This is a genomic window from Paenibacillus hamazuiensis (assembly GCF_023276405.1).
GTDB lineage: Bacteria > Bacillota > Bacilli > Paenibacillales > NBRC-103111 > Paenibacillus_AF > Paenibacillus_AF hamazuiensis.
Window position 1 is genome coordinate 7,139,032 of the sequence record NZ_JALRMO010000001.1, and the last position, 23,155, is coordinate 7,162,186.

The window sequence follows — 23,155 nt, forward strand, 5'->3', positions numbered from 1 at the left end:
AGGACTGGATTTGACTTATTCTCGTCCCCATAGGACGAAATACCAATCCGTGAAGGTGCTCTTTTGGGTTTGTGTCTATTGAGGTGTATAATAGAAACTGATCTTATGTTCGGTATGATGATATCGCCATGTTATCGAGGGGTGAGCCAAATGACCAATTTGTTAACGTTATCCGAAATCAAGAATGAAGTCAGAACGGTCATTCGGCAAAACAAGGAACGAGGCTTTTTGCCGTATAGCGGTTGTAATCGGGTGTGCCATGCATTGATAGACATGCTGGAAAATAGCAGACTGCTTGAAGATCGCAAGTTATCCTTCGACATTCATTTATTTATATTTGTTGAGATTCTTAAGCTCGTCTCCCATGCAGATACATCCTCGGGTGCCGCTACCGACGCCATTCACTATTGCCTTTCCGGAGTAGAGGAGCTTAGTAGATCGGCAACCCTTGAGAATCGAAGCCACATGCTTGGTGGGATCATTAAAACATCGAAGAATAAAGCTTGTATCGAATGGGCGGAGCATGGGTACGGTTTGCTGAGCAACGCTGTCTATTTGGTTCGGGATCATAAGGATGCCGAGAGTGTATACAGCATTTTCCCAATGCTCGGAACGATGTATGGAAGAAGGGAATACCCTGATCGATTCGTCATTACTCAAGGAATCATTGAACGGTTGAACGGTGTTGCTGCGGCGGATCAGTATGTGATGGAGCATTTGGATGTTCCCGAAATGAGAAAGATCATGGTTGAACGAGCCATTGGAAACCAGCAGTATTCCTTGGCAGAACAATTATGCGTTGAAGCGCTCCAAGAGGATAAGGGCAATTACCACAGACCCCCTGTGTGGGCCTATCATCTGGAACGAATCTATTCGGAGCTTCGCATTACAGAGAAGCAGGTCGAGATGATTCGTCTCATCCTGCTAAGAGGAGATACATCGTATTTTCAGAAATTGAAGGAGCTTTGCCAGCTTGAAGGCACTTGGGAGGAAACACGGGGCGTACTCCTGCACGAACTTCTTGAAAATCTCATGCCACACGATTTTGCTGCGTTGTTGTCGCAGGAAGGCGAAACCGCAAAATTGCTGGAAGTGGTACGAGCCCATCCTATTTACGTAGAGCATTATGGAAAGCAGTTGGCACAAGACTACCCCGAGGAGGCTTATTCGATCTATGAGGAATATATTTTTAGTGAAGCGGCGGCCGCAACAGATCGAAGAAAGTACAAGGGAGTTTGTAGGCTGATTAAAAGTTATTTCAGGGCTGGTGCCAAAGAACAAGCGAAAGGCATCATTCGGCAATTGATCGAGAATTACCCTCGTCGGGTGGCTATGGTAGACGAGCTTCAAGCGTTAAGTAATAGCTTGCAGAAGTAGTTTGTGGTTTGAGGGCGAAGCTCGGGTGACTTCAAAACTGTGACTACACCCGTAGAAGCCTGTGTGGCGTTATCTTCAGACAGGGGTTTGACTCCCCTCGAAAAACCATTTGAAATCGATTTAGAACGCTCTCGGAATCTCAAATTAACGAAAATATACGCCAAGCCTATGATTTTTCTCTCGGCTTGGCGTTTTCCTTTAAACAATACCTAAGCTTTAGGCTGACCATTGGAATAAAAAAGCACCAACTTCCGGATAATATAGTTTTAGATAGCTACTTCCATCTTTAATGATTTCACACCCGCTTTTTGTACGCCCTCATTGCGAAAATATACGCAACAATCAGAATACCCAGGCACCATGCGAGCGCAATCCAAATGTCATGACCGACAGGCTGCCCGGCAAGCAGAGAACGTATCGCATCGACGATCGAGGTCACCGGCTGATTTTCGGCAAAGACGCGGACAACCGGCGGCATCGACTCGGTCGGCACAAACGCCGAGCTGATAAACGGCAGGAAGATCAGCGGATAGGAAAACGCGCTTGCACCTTCCACCGATCTTGCGGACAGGTCCGGCAATCGCCGCGACCCAGGTTAGTGCCAGCGTAAACAGCGCGAGTATGCCGGCGACGGCAAGACACGGCAGGATCCCCGCCGACGAGCGAAAGCCCATAACGAGCGCTACGAGAATGATGACGACAAGCGATATGGCGTTGGAAACCACCGAGGTCAGTACGTGCCCCCAGAGCACGGCGGAACGCGCAATCGGCATGGAGTGGAACCGCTCAATGATACCCCGCTGCTTATCCAAAAACAGGCGGTAAGCTGTATAGGATATCCCGCTTGCAATCGCCATAAGGAGTATCCCGGGCAACAGGTAGTTCACATAGTTATCCGTACCGGTCTGGATTGCTCCGCCAAACACATAGACGAACAGCAGCATCATCGCAATCGGAGTGATGCAGACCGTGAGGATGGTATCCATGCTGCGGAAAACATGGCGCATGGAACGACCGAGCATAACGCCCATATCGCTGAAAAAGTGGCTTTTTGCCGTCTCCATTTACTTCTCCCCCTTGTTGCCGACGATAGCGAGGAAGATCTCCTCCAGTGTCGGCTGTTTTTCCACATACTCTACCTCTGCGGGCGGGAATAGCTTTTTCAGTTCATTGAGTGTGCCGCCCGCAATAATCCTGCCCTCATGCAAAATGGCAATTTGATCGGCAAGCTGCTCAGCCTCCTCCAAATACTGTGTGGTCAGGAGTATCGTCGTGCCTCCGTCCGCAAGCTCTTTGACAATCTTCCAAACCTCTATGCGCGCCTCGGGGTCAAGCCCGGTAGTCGGCTCGTCGAGGAAAATGATCTGCGGATTTCCCACAAGGCTCAAGGCGATGTCAAGCCTGCGGCGTATACCGCCCGAATAAGTAGACGGCTTGCGGTCAGCGGCGTCGGCCAGGCCGAATCGTTTCAGCATAGTATCCGCTGCCTGACGCGGATTCTTAAGGTGCCGCAGCTTGGCGATCATGATGAGATTTTCCCTTCCGGTCAACACCTCGTCCACGGCGGCAAATTGTCCGGTCAGGCTGATCGCCTGCCGTACATGGTCGGGCTTTGACGCGACGTCAAAGCCATTTATGACGGCGGTGCCTCCGTCCTGTTTAATGAGCGTGGTGAGGATTTTAACAATCGTCGTCTTGCCCGCGCCGTTGGAGCCGAGTAGGGCGAAAATCTCACCTCGCTTCACTTCAAAATCGACGCCCTTTAGGATTTCTATGTCCTTGAAAGACTTTCGCAGACCTTTCACTTCAATTGCTTTTTCCATCCGATATCCCCCTTTTACTTTGGTTTATCCGTAGCTTTTTTTATGGCCTTGTTAACTGCTTGGTCGACAGATTCTTGATAGATGTCAGCGTAAGTTTTTGAATCTTTGATCAGATCGTCGCAGAAAGCCGCTACGTCGCTGCCCGTTACTTCGAGCACGCCTTTCCCCAAGGCAGCGCCCTCTTCAAAAAGATCGACAATCCCCGAGAGCAAACCCGTCCCCTCGGTTAGCTCAACAGGGCCGACCTTAAAGAGATATTTTTGAATCTCCTTATAAACAATCTGATAATCTTGCGGGAGCGCTTTGACACGCGCCACGTGCGCTCGCCACTCTTTTTTGCCCTCGATGATATCTTGAATTTTCATTTTGATATCTTGTATTTTCATATTATCCTCCTACTTACCTAATTTTTTAGCGATATTGTTGTTGAGTTGCTTGCGCCACTTGTCGCGAAAAGACTTTGCCCCTTCTTCGCCGACCAGTGCTGAACAGAAGCCTTTGATATCGTCACCCAACACCTCTTGGATGCTCTGACCGTCCGCCGCCGATTCTTCCAGCAGGCCAAGCACGCCGTCAAGAATGGGCATGAGGTTGCGACCGGTGAAATCTGCGTGCGGCCAAAGATTAACATTGATTTGCTCCCATGCTGCTTGATAATCAGCCGGCAGCTTTCGGACTCGCGATTCGAAAGCTTTCATTTCCTTAGTCATGTCGCTGCCGGTGATTTTTTCCCAAAAGTTCATTATTTTTTCTCCTTTAGCTCATTTATTTTTGATGATACGAACTCCCATTTTTCCCAGAACTTCTGTAGTTCCTTGCGCCCCGCGTCGTTGAGCATGAAAAACTTGCGCGGCGGTCCCATATCGGATGGTTTTTTTTCTATGTCCACGAGTTTATTCTTCTCCAGCCGTACCAAAATGGTGTACACCGTTCCCTCCACAACGTCGGTGAAGCCGAGGGCGTTCAGCTGCCGCGTGATTTCGTAGCCGTAGGTTTCTTTGTGGCTGATAATTTCAAGGACACAGCCCTCAAGCACGCCTTTAAGCATTTCCGTCAGGTTTTCCAGCATAATCACCTCCCTGCTATTCTGTATGACTGGTATGAAGTATTACTTACTACTACTACATAGTAACACGCAGTAGCGGCTTTGTCAACTGCATTTGCTTTGATAATAAAACGGAGCTGTTCCATTTTATACTGGATGTAGCCATCGGCCGAGCGTAATATGTAGGAAAGGCGGATTAAAGGGGAGTCAGGGCATGCTTACAAAATTTTTTATTAAAAACTTCATGACCTTTATTATTGCGGTCTCCATTCCTGTGTTGATTTTCAGCTTGATGGTGATGAACGTATTTCAAGCTTCGTTAAAAGAAGAAATAGACACCAATACGCATAAAGCGTTAAATACGTCCAAGGAGACGATCGAGCTCATTTTCTCAGATATGAACAGTATGAAAATACTGATTGACTACAACCCTCAAATAAGCTTGCCTTTATTGAGGGTTTTAAGCACGGATGTAGTGACCCATGAGGATACGACGGCGCTGAAGCTCATCCGGCCTTCACTCAAATCGTCCAGCTATTCGAGAATGTATATCAACTCGATCTACGTTAAAGTGGGCGACAGCAAATACTTTTTGGCGAACGGGGATAAGGAATCGATCACTGACTATTATGACACCGCCTGGTATGACAGCTTTAAGAAGCAAAGCAGGGATACGATGCTGTGGACGGAAAAGCGGCGGATCAGCGATCTGGACGTGGTCAGCATCTACCAACGAACCAAGCTGGACGGTGTCATTGTCATCAATGTGCGGCAGGAGTACTTCAATAAAATGCTGGACTCCATAACGACATACGATGACCAATATATGGCGGTGCTGAACGAGAAGGGGGAGCTGCTGTTTTCGAATAAAGATATGGAGCAGCTGCTGGAACGGGGGGACGGCGGGGACCAGGCCGGCGAAACTGCACGTTTCGCCGATTTGCTCCGAAGCGACCGATACCGCGTAGTGGAAATGTCCTCGGAGCATTATAGTTTCAAATATGTTTCCGTCATTCCGACCATCACGATCTACAGCTCGGCGATCCTGATCATTAAGCTGACACTGTATTCGGCGATTGTCTCGCTCCTGATCAGTTCACTGCTGGCTTATTATTTTTCCATCCGCAATTACAGGCAAATCGCGAGAATATTGAAGATTTTCAAGCTGGCCAAAGCGGGCATGACGCTGCCGAACGTCGTAGAGAAGAAGAAAAACGACGTTTATTCGCTGATTCTGAACGATACGATCAATTCCTTCGTCAATCAGAGCCATATGAATCTGCAATTGTCCGAAAGGAAGTACCGGCAGGTACTGGCCGAGCTGACGGCGCTCCAATACCAGATCAATCCTCATTTTCTGTTCAATACGCTGCAATCGATCAATTTTGAGGTGTTGAATGTGACTCAGAGGCCTACCTTCGCTAACACGATGATCGAGCAATTGTCCGAGATTCTCCGTTATTCGCTCGACAGTCCGATTCAAATGGTAACCATCCGGGAAGAAATCGAGATCACCAAGAAATATATCGACATCCAGCGCTATCGCTTCGACAACACGTTCAAGGTTACCTGGACGTATGAGCAGGACGTACTGGAATGCAGCACGATCCGGCTTTTGCTGCAGCCAATTATTGAGAATTCCGTCCATTACGGAGTATGTAAGGAAGGCGGCTGCTGCCATATTACGATCCAAAGGGACGGCGATGACATCGAGTTTGAGATTACGGACAACGGACCCGGCATGTCGGAGCAGCGGCTTGACGAGGTGGTTGCTTCGCTTGAGTCCGAACCCGACTATGGCATCTCCGAGCATATCGGCCTGCGGAATATCAGTTCACGATTAAGATTAAAATACGGCGACGAGTACAAGCTGTCCATCCGGAGCGCCCCGGGCGAAGGAGTAACCGTCACGTTTAGAATAAAGGGCTAGAAAGACCGCTGCTCGTCAGAATCGTAAGTAATGATACCTCTTCATAAGTCCGGTACATACAAACGAATTGGTGCAAAATGCTATAATGAAGCCGAAGAATCCGCTTACATTCCGCCGGCGGAATGATAAAATCAATCTGCAGGGAGGTTTCGTTTCTTTGGCTAAACTAAACACCAAGTACATAGGGCTGCTCTTCATTTCGCCCTGGCTGATCGGGTTTTTGTCTTTCCAGCTGTATCCGCTCGTTGCTTCTTTTGCATACTCGTTTACCGATTACAGCGTTCTCCGGTCGGCGAAATTCGTTATGTTTGACAATTACATCCGAATGTTTATGATCGATAAAGATTTTTTACATTCGCTTAAGGTCACTTTTTCCTACGCGCTGATGGCGGTGCCGGGAAAACTTATCTTCGCTCTCATCGTCGCTTTGCTGCTTAATATCAAAATTAAGGGGATGAGCTTTTACCGGACGCTGTTTTACTTGCCTTCCATTCTCGGAGGCAGCGTCGCGTTGTCCGCACTTTGGCGGCTTATGTTCATGAAGGACGGTATCGTCAACAATATGCTCAAAGGCGTCGGCATTCCTACGCCCGACTGGCTGGGAGATCCGCATATTGCGCTGTTCACCATCAGCTCGCTGGAGGTATGGCAGTTCGGATCGTCGATGGTGCTGTTCCTGGCGGCATTAAAGCAAATTCCGCAGGAGCTGTATGAAGCGGCCAAGGTAGACGGAGCTTCGTGGGGGTCAGGTTTCTTCAAAATTACGATTCCGCTTATTACGCCTATTATTTTCTTCAATTTGATCATGCAAACGCTCCATGCTTTGCAAGCGTTTACGTCCGCATTCGTCATCACGGGCGGAGGACCGCTCAAGTCGACCTATCTGGTAGGGATGAAGCTGTACAACGAAGGCTTCAACAATTTTAAGATGGGCTATGCTTCGGCCATTTCATGGGTATTGTTCGCCATCATTTTGCTGATTACCCTCTTGATCTTTAAATCTTCCGACGCTTGGGTACATTATAACGATAAGGAGGAGGGCGCACGATGAAAGGAAGAGCCGTCACCGGGTGGGTTAGTCATGCCGTCCTTGTTTTCGGCAGTCTGGTCATGATCTACCCTCTCTTGTGGATGCTATTTGCAACCTTCAAGCAAAATGCCGAAATTTTCGGCTCCAGCAACATTTTGCCGGAGAAGTTTCCTTTCGATAACCCGTTTGCCGCTTATAAAGCGGGGTGGAACGGGCTTACGGAAATCGGGTTCAGCGATTTTTATTGGAACACGATTGTGATGACGGTGCCTACGGTTCTGTTTACGATCATCTCTTGTTCGCTCGTTGCCTACGGCTTTGCAAGATTTAGCTTTCCGTCCAAAAAGCTGTGGTTCGCCGTCATGCTGTCGACCTTGATGCTGCCTAATGCGGTCATTGTCATCCCCCGTTATCTGCTGTTCAATAAGCTCGGCTGGCTGAACACATACTTGCCCTTTATTGTTCCGGCACTGTTCGCCTGCTTTCCGTTCTTCATCTTCATGCTCGTACAATTCATCAGAGGGATTCCGCGTGAGCTGGATGAATCCGCCAAGATGGACGGCTGCACAGCCGGAGGCATACTGTTCAAAGTGCTTTTGCCTGTCATGAAGCCGGCACTTTTCTCGGCGGGGCTGTTTCAGTTTATGTGGACGTGGAACGAATTTTTCGATGTATTGATCTATGTCAACAGTGTGGAAAAATATCCGCTCGCGCTAGGCTTGCGTATTTCGATGGATACCGCGTCAGACGTGCAGTGGAATGTGGTTATGGCCATGGGTCTGCTTTCCGTGCTGCCGCTTGTGCTGATCTTCTTCTTCGCGCAAAGATATTTCGTCGAAGGGATCGCGACCACAGGGCTCAAAGGCTAACTATATCCGGTGCAAGGAGGTCGGCATGATGTACAAGTTAATTATCGTGGACGACGAGTCGAAAATCAGATCGGGGCTGGAGAAGCATTACCCTTGGGCGGAATTGGGGTTTGAAGTCGTAGGAAGCTTCCCGAACGGTCAGGTGGCTTTGGATTATTTACACGATCATCCTGTCGATGTTGTTCTCTCCGATGTCCGAATGCCGGTGCTCACGGGAACGGAGCTGGCTCAGTGCATTCGTGAGCAGCGATTAAGCCCGCTCGTTGTCTTCCTGAGCGGTTATGCCGATTTTGAATATGCCCGGCAAGCGCTCGTTCACGGCGTTCGAAATTATATATTGAAGCCGGTCAAATTCGACGAAATCGTATCCGTTTTCTCCTTGATCAAGCAGGAGCTGATGGAACGAAGCAAGCCGGAAGCAGCCCGGCGTACGGATCATTCCGCCGATGCGTTCGGCGGATATTACGATAAAATTATTGACATCGTGGAATCTTACGTGGCTGTGCATTTAAAGGACGCTTCGCTTGAAGGAGCCGCCCAGCAGGTCAATATGAGCCCGAATTATTTGTCGAAAATATTCAAAGAAAAGACCGGCAAAAACTTCTCCGATTACTTGTTCGAGATGAAGATGATCAAGTCCAAGGAACTGATGGCCGATATCAACCTCAAAATTTACCACATTTCTTCGGAGATCGGCTACAACAATCCGAAAAATTTTTCCAGAGCGTTTAAGCAATACCACGGCATTTCTCCGCGGGAGTACAGGTGAATTTGCGCCTTAAAAAGGGGTAGAAACTGATACCTTTTCATAAGATGAGCGCCTGTTTATTCGGAAAAAGGGATGCTATTCTTTGAAAAGAAAGCGCTTTATATTCGAGGCAACACAAAGGAGGTCGGCATGCGAGAGGCTATGATCCCAGACATGAGAACGGTCGGACTCGTCGAGCTGGAGAGGTTCATTCATGATGCGGTTGCGGCATGCGGAGTACCTGAGGAGGACTGCGCGAAAGCCGTTGACGTGTTTATGCGGGCGACGCTGCGGGGAGTGGGGCATCACGATATTTACGATTTGCCGTCCCGGATTTCGCGGCTGCTCAGCGGTGAAATTAATGCGAAGCCGCAGTATAAGCAGCTCAGCGCGTTTAAGACGATGGAAGCATGGGACGTCGATCGCGGGCTCGGCGAGGTTGTATGCTGCTTTGCCATGGAGCGGGCGAAAAGGCTGGCTGACGAGTATGGCATCGGCATGTGCATTATCCGGAATTCCAATCACTTTCTTGCGGCGGCTCCTTATGTCGAGCGTGCTGCTGAGGAAGGCTACATTTCCCTGCTGCTGTGCAAGGGCGGCATGAACATGGGAACGATAGGACGCACAGAAAACTGCATGGGCTCGCTTCCGCTCGGCTTCGGCTTTAGCGCAGGCTCCGATGCTCCTCCTGTTGTATTCGACGCTTGCCTCGCCTACGCATCGCATGGGGAACTTCGCGCACGTGCGGCCAAAGGTATTCCGATCGAGCCTTGGTGGGGCGTCGATACGGACGGACAGCCGACGACGGATCCGGCTAAAGTGCTGGAGGGTACGAGAATGCCCATCGGCGGACACAAAGGGTATGCGCTCTCGATGCTGGGAGAAGTGTTAAGCGGCGTGTTTACCGGCGGTTGGATTATGGATCAGGCACCGGACGAAGACGCTGTGGACAATCATTGGGGGCATACGGCGCTCGTGATTAAGCCGGATACGATGCTCGATATGGCCAAGTTTAAGCAGCGGACGTCGACTTTACTTGACCGCGCCGACAAGCTTGCACCCGGTGTGCATATCCCGGGGCACGGCTCCTACCGAAGAAAAGCAGGTATGTTAAGCAAAGGAACGATCGATTTGGAAAGCGGTCTGGTGGAGAAATTAGCGGAAGCGGCCGCCAGGCTGGGAATTGCACCGCTCATCAATGACAGATCTTAAGGGGGAAAATTCCATGATATCGAAAAGAAAGATTACCTTATTGTCATGTGTTTTGTCGCTGGCGGTTGCGTCGGGATGCGCCGGATCCGGTTCCGGTTCTGGCGGCGCTAAAGATGCGAGGAAAAGCGAAGCGGCTCAACCGGCGGCATCGTCAGCTTCGAAAGAAAATGTTACGCTCCGCTTTTCCTGGTGGGGGAACGAGGTTCGCCATAAAGCAACGATAGACGTGATCAACTTGTACATGAAGAAGAACCCGAACGTCACCATTAAGGCGGAATATCGCGGCAAGTCTGAACGGGAGTTGATCGCTACCGGTCTTGCCGGCGGCAGTATTGCCGACATCGTGCAGCTGAACCCGCCGTGGATGGAGGATTTTACAAGAAACTCCGACTTTTTCGTCGATTTCAACACGAAGAAAAATCTGATCGATTTGTCCGGCATTGACCCGCAATTTTTGAAAGAAAACGGTGTATTTAACAACAAGCTGGTCGGACTTCCGATGGGCGTCAACGCGACGATCGGGATCATGAATAAAACGGTGGCTGACAAGTTCGGCATCCCATCCTCGCTCGATACCAAATGGACATGGGACGACTTCTACAAATACGGGAAAACGGTTAATCAGAAGGACCCCGAATCGTATATGCTGAACATGGATATCGGCAGTATGGTTGAGTTTGTCCTCAAGCGTTACATTGTGCAAAAGACGGGCAAACATATGATCGGCGACGATTACTCGCTGGGCTTTACAAGAGACGATCTGGCGGAAGCGTTGACCTACATCAACAAGCTGTATACGGATAAAGTCGCGATTCCGGCATCCGATGCACAGGTGTTTAACGATGCCGCACAGACGAATCCGAAGTGGATCAACGGCAAGGCGGTTATGGTGTTCTCCTGGACATCGACCGTATCGCCTTATACAAACGGGGTTAAAGGCGAATTCGTACCGATCGCTCTACCGGTCCGCGAAGGCGCTAAGAACACGGCTTTGATCGTCAAACCGCCGCAAGTGGTTGCAGTCTCCAATAGGAGCAAACATATCGACGAAGCGGTGAAATTCGTTAACTTCTTCTTGAACGATATTGAAGCAAATAAAATTTTGAAGGACACCCGTTCCATTTCCGCCGTTAAGCCTGTAGCTGACGCTGTAGGCGCCGATAAGCTGTACGATCCTGTCGTATTGAAGGGCCATGAATACGGCATGAAAAATATGGGCCTCGGCGATAACGGACCTACGACAAACGGCGAGATTATTGAAGTATTGGAAAATGCGGTTGAGATCGTAGCGTATCCGAACGCCAATATCAATAAAGTGACGGATGACTCGATGAAGCTGATCAATGATATCGTGAAAACAATGAAAAAATGATTGAATGATCGTCGCCATAGGGTCAAGGGCAGCCTTGGCCCGGGCTGCTTTCGAGCAAGAGTACATCAACCATGTGCAGCGGGAGGTTTCTGAGGATGAGAGTACCTTTTGAACAGTTGTATGGGGAACTCCGAAGGGTGCTGTTGAAGGAAGGCTTTACCGAAGACAGAGCGGAGCTTTCCGCAAGATTATTTGCCGAGGCCAGCAGGGACGGGTTTTATACTCATGGGCTCAACCGTTTTCCGACCTATCTTGAATACATTCGCAAAGGCTTTATCGATATCCATGCGGTTCCGGAAAAAGTCGAGGGTATGGGAGCTGTGGAGCGGTGGGATGGACGCAGAGGCCCGGGCAATATCAATGCCTATCTGAGCATGAGACGTGCGATCGAGCTTTCGCGTACGTACGGTATGGGCTGTGTCGCCATCAAAAACACGAACCATTGGATGAGAGCGGGCAGCTATGGCTGGCAGGCAGCGGAGGCGGGCTGTATCGGCATATGCTGGACGAATACGCTGCCGAACCTGGTGCCTTGGGGAGCGGAAGAACGCAAGATCGGCAACAACCCGATTGTGCTGGCTGTGCCGCGGGAAGAAGGACCGGTTATTCTCGATATTGCGATGTCTCAATTTTCATATGGTAATCTGAACGCTTATTCGTCACGTGGGGAAGCGCTGCCGGTTGCGGGCGGGTATGACGGGGAAGGCCGGTTGACGAACGACCCGGATCAAATATTGGCAAGCGGGAAGCTGCTGCCGATCGGCTATTGGAAGGGCTCGGGGCTTTCCATCTTGCTGGATCTTATTGCCATGATGCTGTCCGGTGGACGCTCTACATATGAGGTCGGCTTGGACGAGGGCGAGCAGGCGGTTTCACAAGTGTTTTTGGCGTTTGACACGACGGCGCTTTCGGACCGGAACATGCTGAAGGAGAAGCTTGAGCATGTTATCGACGATCTTCATCGCTCCATGCCGGCTCAAGGACACCGCGACGTCCGGTATCCGGGAGAAGACACGCTGCGCAGACGGGACGATCATATGCGCAATGGAATTCCTGTCGATCCGCAAATTTGGCAAACGGTGCTTGACGCTTAAGAAGGCTTCGGCTTTGTGGAGGGGATTGGGTTGAAAAAAGTACTGATTACCGGAGCTGCCGGAACAGTCGGCAAATGTATCTACCTGGGCTTGCGGGATGATCCCGATTACGCGGTGATCGGCACCGATATTTTGGCAGACCCCAGCCTCGGCATCGAAACGATGGATGTTACGGATTACGAAAGCTGCCTGCGCTGGATGGAAGGCGTCGATACGGTCATTCATATGGCTTTCCGCATGAAGCATCCGAGCCTTGCCGAAGCGTTTCAGGTTAATTATTTGGGCGTGTACCATGTTTATGAGGCGGCCAGAGAGAGCGGGGTCGGCAGAGTGATCTTCGGCAGCTCCAATCATACTGTAGGCCGTTATCTCGCAGATGACGCGGTCGATGAGCATTCGCTTTATCGCCCAAGTAATTTATACGGGCTGTCGAAATGCCACGGAGAGTTAATGGGGAGGCTGTATTCGGACAAGTGCGGTATCTCATCGATCAATGTACGGATCGGCACCTTCTTCGGACTGCCTCCGAGATCGAAAAGGGACCTACGCACATGGATCAGCAGCAGAGATTTGGTTCATCTGATGAAATGCTGTATTGATGCGGATGCTGATTTGAAGTTCCTGAACTTGTTCGGCATCTCCAACAACCGGGACAAGTATTGGGATATTTCTTATTTGAAGGACTTAATCGGTTATGACCCGCAGGACGATGGCGCCGCCTATGAAGGAAGCATCCCGCCGGATAAGTTCAATCCGGACGAACTTGTCTACCAAGGCGGCATCGGCGCTTTCCGTCCCGCTGTTTATTAGTTCGACGCGATTAGGTTAACCATTTAGCCAAACAGGAGGGGTGCTAATGAAAATCGTTGACGTTGAAGTGGTGACGTTTCGCGCGAAGTCGTGGTTAGGAAGCAATAAAGACGGCCATCAAGGTCCCGGCCGGGAGCACGATATCGCTCATCCGATGATTCGCATCATAGCGGACGATGGAGCGGAAGGGTATCATATCCCATACCAGCAGCTGATTCCAAATGAGAAGTATGAGCTGCTTGGGGCGGAGGCGAGGAAGCCCGAGAACTCTGCGGGCAAGCCTGTGTCGGACCCGAAGCACGATCCGATTCAAGGAGTCGTTGATAAAGTGATCAAGCCGCTGCTCATCGGAGAAGACCCGATGGCGCGGGAAAAAATACATAATAAATTGTGGGTCATGCAGCGGAGCAGCAAGCGTTTGACCGACAGATTGGTCTGCTTTATCGACTTGGCATTGTGGGATTTGGCCGGCCGCGCATTCAAGCAGCCGGTGTATAAGCTGCTCGGCGGTCATCGTACGAAGGTGAAGGCGTACGCGAGCACGATGATCGGGGACACGCTGGAAGGCGGCTTGAATACGCCGGAGGCGTTCGCCGATTATGCCGAAGAGTGCAAACAGAGGGGCTACCAAGCATTCAAGCTGCACACATGGGCCGAGCGCAAGTGGACAGAGTCGACGATTAACGCATCGCCCGATCCGAAGCGGGATATTGCGGCATGCCGCGCGGTCAGGGAGCGGGTCGGCGACGGCATGGATCTGATGCTGGACCCTTATCACTACTATAACCGGGAGCAGGCGCTTTATTTGGGCAAGGAGCTGGAGAAGCTGAACTTCGTCTGGCTGGAGGAGCCCATGGATGAATACTCGTTGTCATCTTATATTTGGCTGGCTGAGCGGCTCGATATTCCGGTGATCGGACCTGAGGTGCATAAAGGCAAGCTCGCTTCGCGGGCGGAATGGATTGTACGTAAAGCCAGCGATATTTGCCGGGCCGGCGTGATGAATGTCGGCGGTCTGACGCCGCTGATGAAAGTCGTCGGCTTATGCGAAGCGTTTGGCGTCCGCTTGGAGCTTCATTCCCCTGGGCCAGGCAACCTGCATGCGATGGCGGCGATGACGATTCCGGGTGAGTATTATGAACGCGGCATGCTGCATCCTTTCCTTAACTATGATCATGTGCCTGTATGGCTGAATTCATCGGTCGAGCATATGGATGAGGAAGGCTACGTGCATGTGCCCGACAAACCGGGTCTTGGCTGGGATATTAACTTTGATTATATTCGCGAGCATAAGTTATAAAAGGAGGGCTGCGTTTGAAAATCGTCGACCTGCAGGTGGTGCGGTTTCGAGTTCCGGCATATAACGGCTTTAACGTGGCCGGCCATCAGCATCCGGTATCCGGACGCTGGTCCGAGGAAGCGTTGATTCGCATCGTGACGGATGAAGGTGCGGAGGGCGTGTATGTCAGCTCGCAGCGTCATTTTGAGCCCACGGATAAATTCCCGTTTGAACGTTTGCCGGATTTGTCAGCGGGTGGCGGTCGGGAGGGCAGCTTTCAGGTGAACTCGAGCTCGTGGGATGTTCTGCTCAAGACGGTGCGGCCGCATCTGATCGGAGAGGATCCTTTCTGCCGGGAACGCATATGGCGGAAGCTCTCCGGGCTGCAGCGGTCGTTTCCGAAGCTGACCGACCGGATTTTAGCGATGATTGATTTGACGCTTTGGGATTTGGCGGGCAAGGTCAGCAAGCTGCCGGTCTATAAGCTGCTGGGCGGTCATCGGGAAAAGGTAAAGGCCTATGCCAGCACGATGGTAGGGGATCATTATAAGGGCGGCCTCAGCACGCCGGAAGAATATGCGGATTTTGCCGAGGCGTGCAAGAAACAGGGATATAAGGCGTTTAAGCTGCATACATGGATGGACGAGGTCTGGACGCCTTCCACGATCATGGCGACTCCGGATCCCCTTCGCGATGTCGAGGCTTGCCGTGCGGTGAGGGAACGTGTAGGCGGCGATATCGTGCTGATGCTTGATCCGTACCACACCTACTCCCGCCAGCAGGCGCTGACCATCGGGAGAGAGCTTGAGAAGCTGAACTATTACTGGCTTGAGGAGCCGATGAACGAATATTCCGTGTCGTCTTACGCATGGCTCAGCGAGCAGCTGGACATCCCGGTCATCGGGCCGGAATCCCATGCGGGCAAAATTTATGCCCGAACCGAATGGGTGATCCACAAAGCGGCCGATATTTTGCGGGCGGGCGTAATGGGCGTCGGCGGCTTGACTCCGTTTATGAAAATCGTCCATTTGGCCGAAGCCTTCGGCATTCCGCTTGAGGCGCACAGTCCCGGCGTCGGAACGCTGCATGCTATCGCCTCGATGAGCATCCCCGGCGAATACTATGAACGCGGGCTGCTGCATCCCTTCCTGAATTACGACGTCACGCCTCCTTGGCTGAACGAGATGGTCGACCCGATGGATGAAGAGGGCTTCATCTCCGTTCCTCAGGGGCCGGGCCTCGGTGTGGACATCAACTATGACTACATTGAGCGGCAGCGGATTATTGAGGAGTAAGCTTCTTAAAAGCACAGAAAGCACCAGCCGATAATGGGCAGTGCTTTCTTTTTTTATGGAGACGCGAGGTGGGGGCGAAGCCCTATCAATCGGCGTGAATTGTTTTCAAGCCCTCTTTTTCGGCACGACGCGCAAACCAGGTGGCCAGCAGGGAGCCGGAGATGTTATGCCATACGCTGAAGATGGCACTCGGAACAGCTGCGATCGGATTGAAATGAGCCGATGCCAAGGCAGCCCCGAGACCGGAGTTCTGCATTCCCGTTTCGAACAAAACGGCTTTACGCTTGCTATAATTCATCCGGAACAGCTTGGCGAACCAGTACCCGAGCAAATAGCCGAGACCGTTGTGCAGAATGACGACTGCAAAAATGAGCAAGCCGCTATCGACGATTTTGGCTTTGCTGCCGGCTACCACAATGGCCACAATAGTGACAATCGCCAGAGTGGATACGAGCGGAAGCGCCTGAATGCTGGCTTCGGCTTGTTTTTTAAACAGACTCTTGACGATAACCCCAAGAATAATCGGGAAAATAACAACCATCAGAATGTCCTTAATGAGCGCTCCGCCATCGATCGGCATCCAGCGGCCTGCAAGCACGCTGATTAAAGCCGGTGTAGCCAGCGGTGCGATCAATGTGGAAACGGAAGCGATGGAAACGCCAAGCGCGACGTCACCTTTTGCAAGCAGCGCCATTACATTGGAGGAAGTCCCGCTCGGGCAGCAGCCGACCAGAATGACGCCAACCGCGATATCGGGCGGAAGGTTCAACACAAGTGCCAGAACATAGGCGAGCAGCGGCATAATAATATAGTGGCCGACAACGCCGATCAACACCTCCAGCGGACGACGGAAAACTTCTCGGAAGTCGGCGGAGGACAGCGTAAGCCCCATCCCGAACATGACGATGCCAAGAAAAACGGAAATGTAGCCCTTTAACGGCGTAAAGACCCCGGGCATAAAAAATCCCAGACAAGCAAATACAATGACCCAGAGAGAAAAGGTTCCCCCTACAAAGCGGCTTATTTTTGCAATAGCGCTCATTGTGTCAAACCTCACTTATGATGTAGTTTAATAGAGCTAATCTATTGTACGCCAAATTTATTAAAAAATCTATTGCTATGTTTATTCTTAACAAGCTAATCTATTTTCCGTAAACCATTCATTATTTATTTTTCTTAACGATAATCAGGCCTAACAGTATGGAAATTAGCATCCCAAGAACTGTGGTGATGTTTTCAATCAACCACTGGGTGAAATTCAAAAATAGACTGTTGCCCGTTAATGTACCATCCCCGATGGTACCATATATCTCCATTTGGGAATCGCGATTTAATGAATAAGCAATGTCTAGTTTTTCCCCATTTATAGATGAGGTTATTAATCGTTTTCCACTTAAGCTAAATTGCTTCTCATTGGTAGTTTGATTGAATTTGAGGTCTCCCTTTTCAAAAAATAAGTTGGATGTCTCGCCGCGCCCAGTAAATAAAAGCTCTCCCTTTTCCGCAGGTATTAATAAATTAAAATGATCAAAATTCTCAAACTGAAAATATGAAATATGACTTTTTTCATCGGGATTAACAAAATTCATCTCATAGTAGGGGAAATTGGACGGATATTTCTTTCCCTTGATGAAAACTTCTAAGTTTCCCTGAAGTATAAGTTTGAAATTTTTTTCATATATAGTTGCGGAAAAAGATAAATCAGTTTTTTTATTGTCGATGCTTAATAAATATGTAGTTGGAAGACTGCCAAATCTTTGAAGAAAATATTCCTTTTTCAGATTAAGTTGACTTAAATTCATGTCGAGCATGTCGAATTGAACGGGTACATTTGAAGAAATAGCAGTGAAGTGCTTTGGGTGATTCATCGAATATCCATATTGTATTTGCAAATCACCCGGTTGCAGATTAAAGTCTTCTCCGTCAAGATTCATAATAAGTGATTGCTGATTTATAATAATCCCTTTCAATGTGCTATCGGACGACATCATTGTCGATGCCTTGCTATCAATCCTGCCTTCAAAATGGGTTATATTAATTTCTCTTGGTGATCCATTTGCATAGATCCACGCTTTATGAGGGAGAACTATGAAAATGCAGTATATTAATACAATTGTTATGGCAATAGGTGATAGCAGCAAAAATGTGTTCTTTAACCATTTACGGCGTTTATAGTATTTATTGGGGCGTTGTTTGGCTGTAAAACCAATTTTATTCATGCTTGGCTCCTATTTAAGGTGGCTGTCTCTTATTACACTTATCGGAAAGTCTTTATGGCATTGTTATACTTCTGTCGACCTTCCACTGAACCTTGCGTTTACCGACTGGAGCGTTGTTAAAAAAAATGTAGAAAAATGTAGAAAACCAATGTTCAGTTTCAATAATTTGTAGTATATTAAAAAATGTCGTCCGATATAGGTCTAATGTACCCTATATATAGGACCATTATCGGATAATGCTCATTGACAAAATGACAGAAGAAGGAGAGAAGGCAATGCTATTACATGTAGTACGCCGTAAAATCAGCGTAGTTCTTGTTTTTGCCCTGCTCGTAAGTACTCTTATGCCGCTCACGGTATTTGGGGAAACCAAGCAGTTCAAAGACATCGCTGATTCTTATGCGCAGAAGGAGATTCAATCGTTAGTCGAAGCGGGTGTAATCTCCGGATATGAAGATAACACTTTTCAACCGAAGAAACCTATGACACGTGCCGAGCTTGCGAAAATCATCGTCCTGTCCCTCGGACTGAAGGAAAATGGCGATAAAGCGGCGGCGTTCAAGGACGTTGATCCGAAGAGCTGGTACCGCGGGTATGTAGGAGCATTGGTGGAGTCCGGGATCACTGAAGGGACGTCGGCCACATCCTTCAGCCCCGAGTCGAAGGTAACGCGCGAAGAATTGGTCGTATTTTTCATTCGTGCATTCGGCTTGGAGGATACGGCGAAGAAACTTCCGATTGACGCGAAGCTGTCGGATATATCGGACGTGTCCGAGTGGGCGAAGCCAAGTGTCTCGTTGGCCTTCAAGAATGGCTTCATCAATGGGGTCCAGGGCAATGACGGCAAGCTGCGGTTCAATCCGAAAGATAACGCGGAGCGACAGGCTTTAGCCCGTCTGGCTTACGAGTTTAAAACTAACAAGTCCGTATACATAGACAAATCCATGGAGCTGGCGAAAGAGGTTAACAAGAGCGAAACGCCTGTAGCTACGCCTGCGGAAACCCCTTCAGTTACCCAGGAGACAACGGCGGATACGACGAGCAGCACAGTTGCCACCCGCAGCCGTCATAAAAAGGACCGGTCGACTCAAACTCCGACACCGGAAACACCGACGGAGGGAGCAACGCCAACGCCGACGCCGGAACCAACACCGACACCGGGGCCGACGCCGGAACCAACACCGACACCGGGACCAACGCCGGAACCGACGCCGACACCGGGACCAACGCCAATTCCGACACCGATCAACGGTCTTCAAGTTGTGGTGAATGGCGAGAGCGTGGATTCCATCTATGCGGCTGAGGAGTCTGATGTCATTTTCCGCGTGACGCTCGACGGTGCCGAAACGGTAAATGCAAGCGTCTATAAAGTTGACGACAACGGCAATGCAATTTCGATGATTACCAGTCTGTATGACGATGGTTCGATCGCTCATGGAGACAGCCTCAAAGAGGACGGAATCTACAGCGGAAAAGCGACGCTGAACGAAAGTGCGGAGGGTTACATCCGTCTGCGGGCATTTACGGGCGACGTTCCGAGCAGTGCGGTCTTTAAGCTGTCTGTAATCAGTCATTTTACGGATGAGCAGCTTGCAAAGGCTGAAAGCATTGCAAACGATACGCAGGCCAAGCTGGACCAAATGATCGGCCAATACGGAGATTCGCAAAAAGCGAAAGAAGAAACGGTCACTTGGCTGCAAACGCAAGCTGAAGTGCAAAGCGCCGGTATTTCCGGAACCGGCGGAAGCATCTGGTACGTATTGAACAGCGGAATTTTGGGAGGGATTTCTTCAGCTCCCGAGAACACGAAAGCATTGGGAAGCACTGAGCCAGATGCCGCTGCAGTTCAATTGATGGCAGCGAATGCATTTTCGCTTACTGCTAAAAATCAAACAGCCGCATCGGTAGGAAGCAAGCGGGTTGCCGTCATTTCCCCGTTTGCCGGCAAGCTTGCGTCTTCGACCGTTTATGACGCGGTGTACGATAAGTTCGTTCAGTCGAGTTACCCATTCGTGGCGGAAAGAATAAAAGATTCCGCGGCGGGCGTTAATTTCTTTAAAGGATTGAAGAATTATGGAGTCGTGGTTTTAGATACCCATGGAGATACTTTCTATGATGAAAAAGTACTCGAAGCGCTCCACAACAAGTTTGGCATTGATTTTCCTTATGCCGGGCCGCAAGCGATATTTTTGACCGGAGAAAAGGCAACAACCGAGAATAAAAAAACGTATGAGCTCGATTTGAAAAAAGGAAGACTGGCTATTATTTCCGGTTATTATGCTATTACTCCGTCCTTTATTACACGTTATAACGATTTGATGCCGGATACGATCGTATTTAACGGAAGCTGCCGGAGCTTGTACAACAATTCCATGGCGGATGCGTTCATCAATAACGGCGCCGGTACTTATTACGGATATACCGATTATGTAAAGCTTACTTATGACCAAGCTATTGTTCAATCTGTATTCACAGCTCTGCTCGATGAGAACAAAACGACCGAAGAAGCGTTCAAGGCGGCAGTTGCTGCCAATGGCGCCAACGACGGTTTGGCCGCTTTCGCAATGAAAGGAAGCAACATCGGGGCTAAGACGGAAGGCTTGATCAACGGAACGTTTGAAAACGGAACTTGGAACGGGTGGAACGGAAACGGGGATGTTCGGGTTATTTCCCAGCTCGGGCCGCTCAAGCCGACAGAGGGCAACTATATGGCCATAATCAGTACGGGCCTTGGTTTTGAAAACAACGATTACCACGGTTACGACTACAACTCGGATAGTTATATTGAGCAAAATTTCATTATTCCGGCAGGAGTAGCGACTCTTTCGTTCGATTACAACTTCATTTCCGAGGAACCGAAGGAATTTGTAGGTTCTATTTTCAATGATACTTTTAAAACAACAGTTACTTCCAGCGTATACATCAATACCGCTTCCGTCGTGACCTCCGATGTTTATGGAAGAACTGTAACGTCCAGTGTCTACGGAAACGGCTTTGTCACCATTGGCGGCGAATCGATCAACGATTCCACAATATACTGGACCAACGATAACAAAGTGGCGATTGATTTCTACGGCGGGGACAGCACGACCTACATGACGAATTGGAAACATGTAAAATTTGACGTAAGCCAATTCGCCGGCAAAGAGCCGATCGTCCTTCGCTTCCACGTTTGGGATCAGGGAGACAGTATCTATGATACGGCTGTGCTGATCGATCATGTTGTTTTAGAATAAAAGATAGGTATATAAGGAGCACCGGCTGAAGAGGCCGGTGTTTTTTCCTTTTTTTTATTTTGTCGGCTTAGCCACGGCACTCACACGCCAACCTAATAAAATACAAATAAAACAAGCCCCCAAAGGCAATATTAATCCTAACATGGAAGCCTGTGCAACCCGGTGCGGAATCGACTGGAATCCCATCCAAAACAATGAACTGAAAATGTTGTCAACATCGATCATGACGAAAGGTGATTTTCATTTTGTTGAAGGTGAAAGCGCTTTTGCTTTACGATAAAGTCATATCAAATGACAGGAGGTTACTCAAGTGAGCGCAATCGCGGAACAAAAGCAACCGGCGTCAGCCGATGTCAGAGTGCAAGTTCAACGTTTCGGACGTTTTCTAAGCGGCATGGTCATGCCCAATATCGGCGCTTTTATTGCTTGGGGTCTAATTACGGCTTTATTTATTCCGACCGGCTGGATTCCCAACGAGTATTTAGCCAAGCTGGTCGGACCGATGATTACGTATCTGCTCCCGCTGCTCATCGGATATACCGGAGGATCGATGGTTCACGGCACCCGCGGCGGCGTCATCGGTGCGGTGACAACGATGGGTGTGGTCATCGGGACGGACATTCCGATGTTTCTCGGGGCTATGCTGGTGGGACCGTTCGCTGCATGGGTCTTGAAGAAGTTTGACAAATCGATTGAGGGGAAAATCAGATCCGGCTTCGAAATGCTGGTCAACAACTTCTCCTCCGGTATTATCGGCGGAATACTGGCCGTACTCGCGTATACGGTGGTGGGTCCGGCCGTGCAGGTTGTCAGCAAGACGCTGGCCGCGGGTGTGCAGGTGCTCGTTCATGCAGGCTTGCTCCCGCTCGCCAACGTGCTGATCGAACCGGGTAAAATCCTGTTTCTCAACAACGCTATCAATCACGGCGTACTCAGCCCGATTGCCGTAGATCAGGCGGCTAAAACCGGCAAGTCGATCCTGTTTATGCTGGAATCGAACCCGGGGCCGGGACTCGGCATCCTGCTGGCCTACTGGCTGGTCGGAAGAGGTTCGGCGAAGCTGTCCGCACCGGGCGCGGCCATCATCCATTTCTTTGGAGGGATTCATGAGATCTACTTCCCTTACATTTTGATGAATCCGCGTTTGATTTTGGCGGTAATCGCCGGCGGTGTGACAGGAACATTCACGTTCTCCGTGTTTAACGCAGGTTTGGTGGCTCCGCCTTCGCCGGGAAGTATTTTCGCCTATATCGCGATGGCGCCGAAAGGCGGGCTGTTGTCGATATTCACCGGGGTTATTACAGCCACCATCGTTTCTTTTGCGGTTGCCGCACTGCTGCTTAAAACAAGCAAGCAATCCGAGGAAGAAGACGATCTGGAGCAGGCGAAAGCCAAGGTGCAGCAAATGAAGCAAGCTCCGAACGCATCCGTGGCGGCTGCGGCAGCTGTGGCTGAAGCCGCAACTGCGGTAAAACCGGCGGCCGAAGTGCGCAAAATCGTGTTTTCCTGCGATGCGGGAATGGGATCCAGCGCCATGGGGGCATCTCTGCTCAGAAAGAAAATGACTGATGCAGGGGTCAACGTCACGGTAACCAATACGGCGATCAGTGAAATTCCGGGCGACGCCGACATCGTCGTGACGCATAAATCGCTCACCGACCGTGCCCGAGCCAAGGCGCCGCAAGCCGAGCATATTTCGATCGATAACTTTTTGAAGAGCCCGGAATACGACAAGCTTGTGGAAAGACTAAAATAATGCTAACTTTCAGACGTCGGCGTCACTGCCGGCGTTATCTCCATTCTATTGACAAGGAGC

19 protein-coding genes and 1 pseudogene are annotated in these 23,155 nt (G+C 49.9%); 13 read left to right on the forward strand and 7 right to left on the reverse strand.

The genetic code is table 11. The features are described from left to right. The first annotated feature begins 150 nt into the window (after positions 1–150). A complete protein-coding gene (locus MYS68_RS31340; RefSeq protein ID WP_248929548.1) occupies positions 151–1,377 on the forward strand; it encodes a hypothetical protein in 1,227 nt (408 codons plus the stop codon). A 295-nt stretch (positions 1,378–1,672) separates the two neighbouring features. On the opposite strand, the pseudogene MYS68_RS31345 reads toward MYS68_RS31340, so the two are convergent. The 5 genes and pseudogenes from MYS68_RS31345 to MYS68_RS31365 form a co-directional block, all read right to left on the reverse strand. Beyond that, positions 1,673–2,441, reverse strand: a pseudogene (locus tag MYS68_RS31345) (ABC transporter permease). After that, the gene (locus MYS68_RS31350; RefSeq protein ID WP_248929549.1) at positions 2,442–3,200 is read right to left on the reverse strand and encodes an ABC transporter ATP-binding protein; all 759 of its coding nucleotides are present in this window, start codon (positions 3,198–3,200) and stop codon (positions 2,442–2,444) included. Positions 3,201–3,214: 14 nt separating this feature from the next. Continuing rightward, entirely contained in the window at positions 3,215–3,565 is a 351-nt protein-coding gene (locus MYS68_RS31355; RefSeq protein ID WP_248931069.1) for a DUF1048 domain-containing protein, read from the reverse strand. Between the two features lie 30 nt (positions 3,566–3,595). Next, the gene (locus MYS68_RS31360) at positions 3,596–3,943 is read right to left on the reverse strand and encodes a DUF1048 domain-containing protein (protein WP_248929550.1); all 348 of its coding nucleotides are present in this window, start codon (positions 3,941–3,943) and stop codon (positions 3,596–3,598) included. Then, entirely contained in the window at positions 3,943–4,269 is a 327-nt protein-coding gene (locus tag MYS68_RS31365) for a PadR family transcriptional regulator (RefSeq protein ID WP_275983575.1), read from the reverse strand. The genes MYS68_RS31360 and MYS68_RS31365 overlap by 1 nt, the downstream gene beginning before the upstream one ends. 190 nt (positions 4,270–4,459) lie before the next feature. Here MYS68_RS31365 and MYS68_RS31370 point away from each other — a divergent pair, with 190 nt between their 5' ends. The 10 genes from MYS68_RS31370 (at position 4,460) to MYS68_RS31415 (ending at position 15,884) form a co-directional block, all read left to right on the forward strand. Next, positions 4,460–6,175, forward strand: coding sequence for a cache domain-containing sensor histidine kinase (locus MYS68_RS31370; protein WP_248929551.1), 1,716 nt, complete (start codon positions 4,460–4,462; stop codon positions 6,173–6,175). A 157-nt stretch (positions 6,176–6,332) separates the two neighbouring features. After that, complete coding sequence (locus tag MYS68_RS31375) at positions 6,333–7,226, forward strand: carbohydrate ABC transporter permease (protein WP_248929552.1); 894 nt, start codon at positions 6,333–6,335, stop codon at positions 7,224–7,226. Next, the gene (locus tag MYS68_RS31380; protein WP_248929553.1) at positions 7,223–8,074 is read left to right on the forward strand and encodes a carbohydrate ABC transporter permease; all 852 of its coding nucleotides are present in this window, start codon (positions 7,223–7,225) and stop codon (positions 8,072–8,074) included. Before MYS68_RS31375 ends, MYS68_RS31380 begins: the two co-directional genes overlap by 4 nt. Before the next feature lie 25 nt (positions 8,075–8,099). Continuing rightward, positions 8,100–8,843 carry a response regulator transcription factor gene (locus MYS68_RS31385; protein WP_248929554.1) on the forward strand — a complete coding sequence of 248 codons (744 nt, stop codon included), beginning with the start codon at positions 8,100–8,102 and terminating at the stop codon, positions 8,841–8,843. A gap of 129 nt (positions 8,844–8,972) precedes the next feature. Next, the gene (locus tag MYS68_RS31390) at positions 8,973–10,034 is read left to right on the forward strand and encodes an Ldh family oxidoreductase (RefSeq protein WP_248929555.1); all 1,062 of its coding nucleotides are present in this window, start codon (positions 8,973–8,975) and stop codon (positions 10,032–10,034) included. Positions 10,035–10,047: 13 nt separating this feature from the next. Then, on the forward strand, positions 10,048–11,406 hold the full coding sequence (locus tag MYS68_RS31395; RefSeq protein ID WP_248929556.1) for an ABC transporter substrate-binding protein: 1,359 nt from the start codon (positions 10,048–10,050) through the stop codon (positions 11,404–11,406). A gap of 95 nt (positions 11,407–11,501) precedes the next feature. Then, a complete protein-coding gene (yiaK, locus tag MYS68_RS31400; protein WP_248929557.1) occupies positions 11,502–12,500 on the forward strand; it encodes a 3-dehydro-L-gulonate 2-dehydrogenase in 999 nt (332 codons plus the stop codon). 30 nt (positions 12,501–12,530) lie between these two features. Continuing rightward, positions 12,531–13,310: an NAD-dependent epimerase/dehydratase family protein gene (locus MYS68_RS31405; protein WP_248929558.1), complete on the forward strand. Its 780-nt coding sequence runs from the start codon at positions 12,531–12,533 to the stop codon at positions 13,308–13,310. 46 nt (positions 13,311–13,356) lie between these two features. Next, positions 13,357–14,610 (forward strand): enolase C-terminal domain-like protein, encoded by a 1,254-nt coding sequence (locus MYS68_RS31410; protein ID WP_248929559.1) that lies wholly within the window; start codon positions 13,357–13,359, stop codon positions 14,608–14,610. A 14-nt stretch (positions 14,611–14,624) separates the two neighbouring features. Further along, positions 14,625–15,884 (forward strand): enolase C-terminal domain-like protein, encoded by a 1,260-nt coding sequence (locus MYS68_RS31415; protein ID WP_248929560.1) that lies wholly within the window; start codon positions 14,625–14,627, stop codon positions 15,882–15,884. 85 nt (positions 15,885–15,969) lie between these two features. Here MYS68_RS31415 and MYS68_RS31420 read toward each other — a convergent pair whose 3' ends face one another. Beyond that, positions 15,970–16,926 (reverse strand): bile acid:sodium symporter family protein, encoded by a 957-nt coding sequence (locus MYS68_RS31420; protein ID WP_248929561.1) that lies wholly within the window; start codon positions 16,924–16,926, stop codon positions 15,970–15,972. A 121-nt stretch (positions 16,927–17,047) separates the two neighbouring features. After that, positions 17,048–18,103 carry a hypothetical protein gene (locus MYS68_RS31425; protein ID WP_248929562.1) on the reverse strand — a complete coding sequence of 352 codons (1,056 nt, stop codon included), beginning with the start codon at positions 18,101–18,103 and terminating at the stop codon, positions 17,048–17,050. Positions 18,104–18,378: 275 nt separating this feature from the next. On the opposite strand from MYS68_RS31425, the gene MYS68_RS31430 reads away from it, so the two are divergent. Together MYS68_RS31430 and MYS68_RS31435 are read left to right on the forward strand one after the other, a co-directional pair. Then, on the forward strand, positions 18,379–21,339 hold the full coding sequence (locus MYS68_RS31430; protein WP_248929563.1) for an S-layer homology domain-containing protein: 2,961 nt from the start codon (positions 18,379–18,381) through the stop codon (positions 21,337–21,339). Between the two features lie 319 nt (positions 21,340–21,658). After that, positions 21,659–23,095 carry a PTS mannitol transporter subunit IIBC gene (locus tag MYS68_RS31435; RefSeq protein WP_338043682.1) on the forward strand — a complete coding sequence of 479 codons (1,437 nt, stop codon included), beginning with the start codon at positions 21,659–21,661 and terminating at the stop codon, positions 23,093–23,095. The last annotated feature ends 60 nt before the right edge of the window (positions 23,096–23,155 follow it).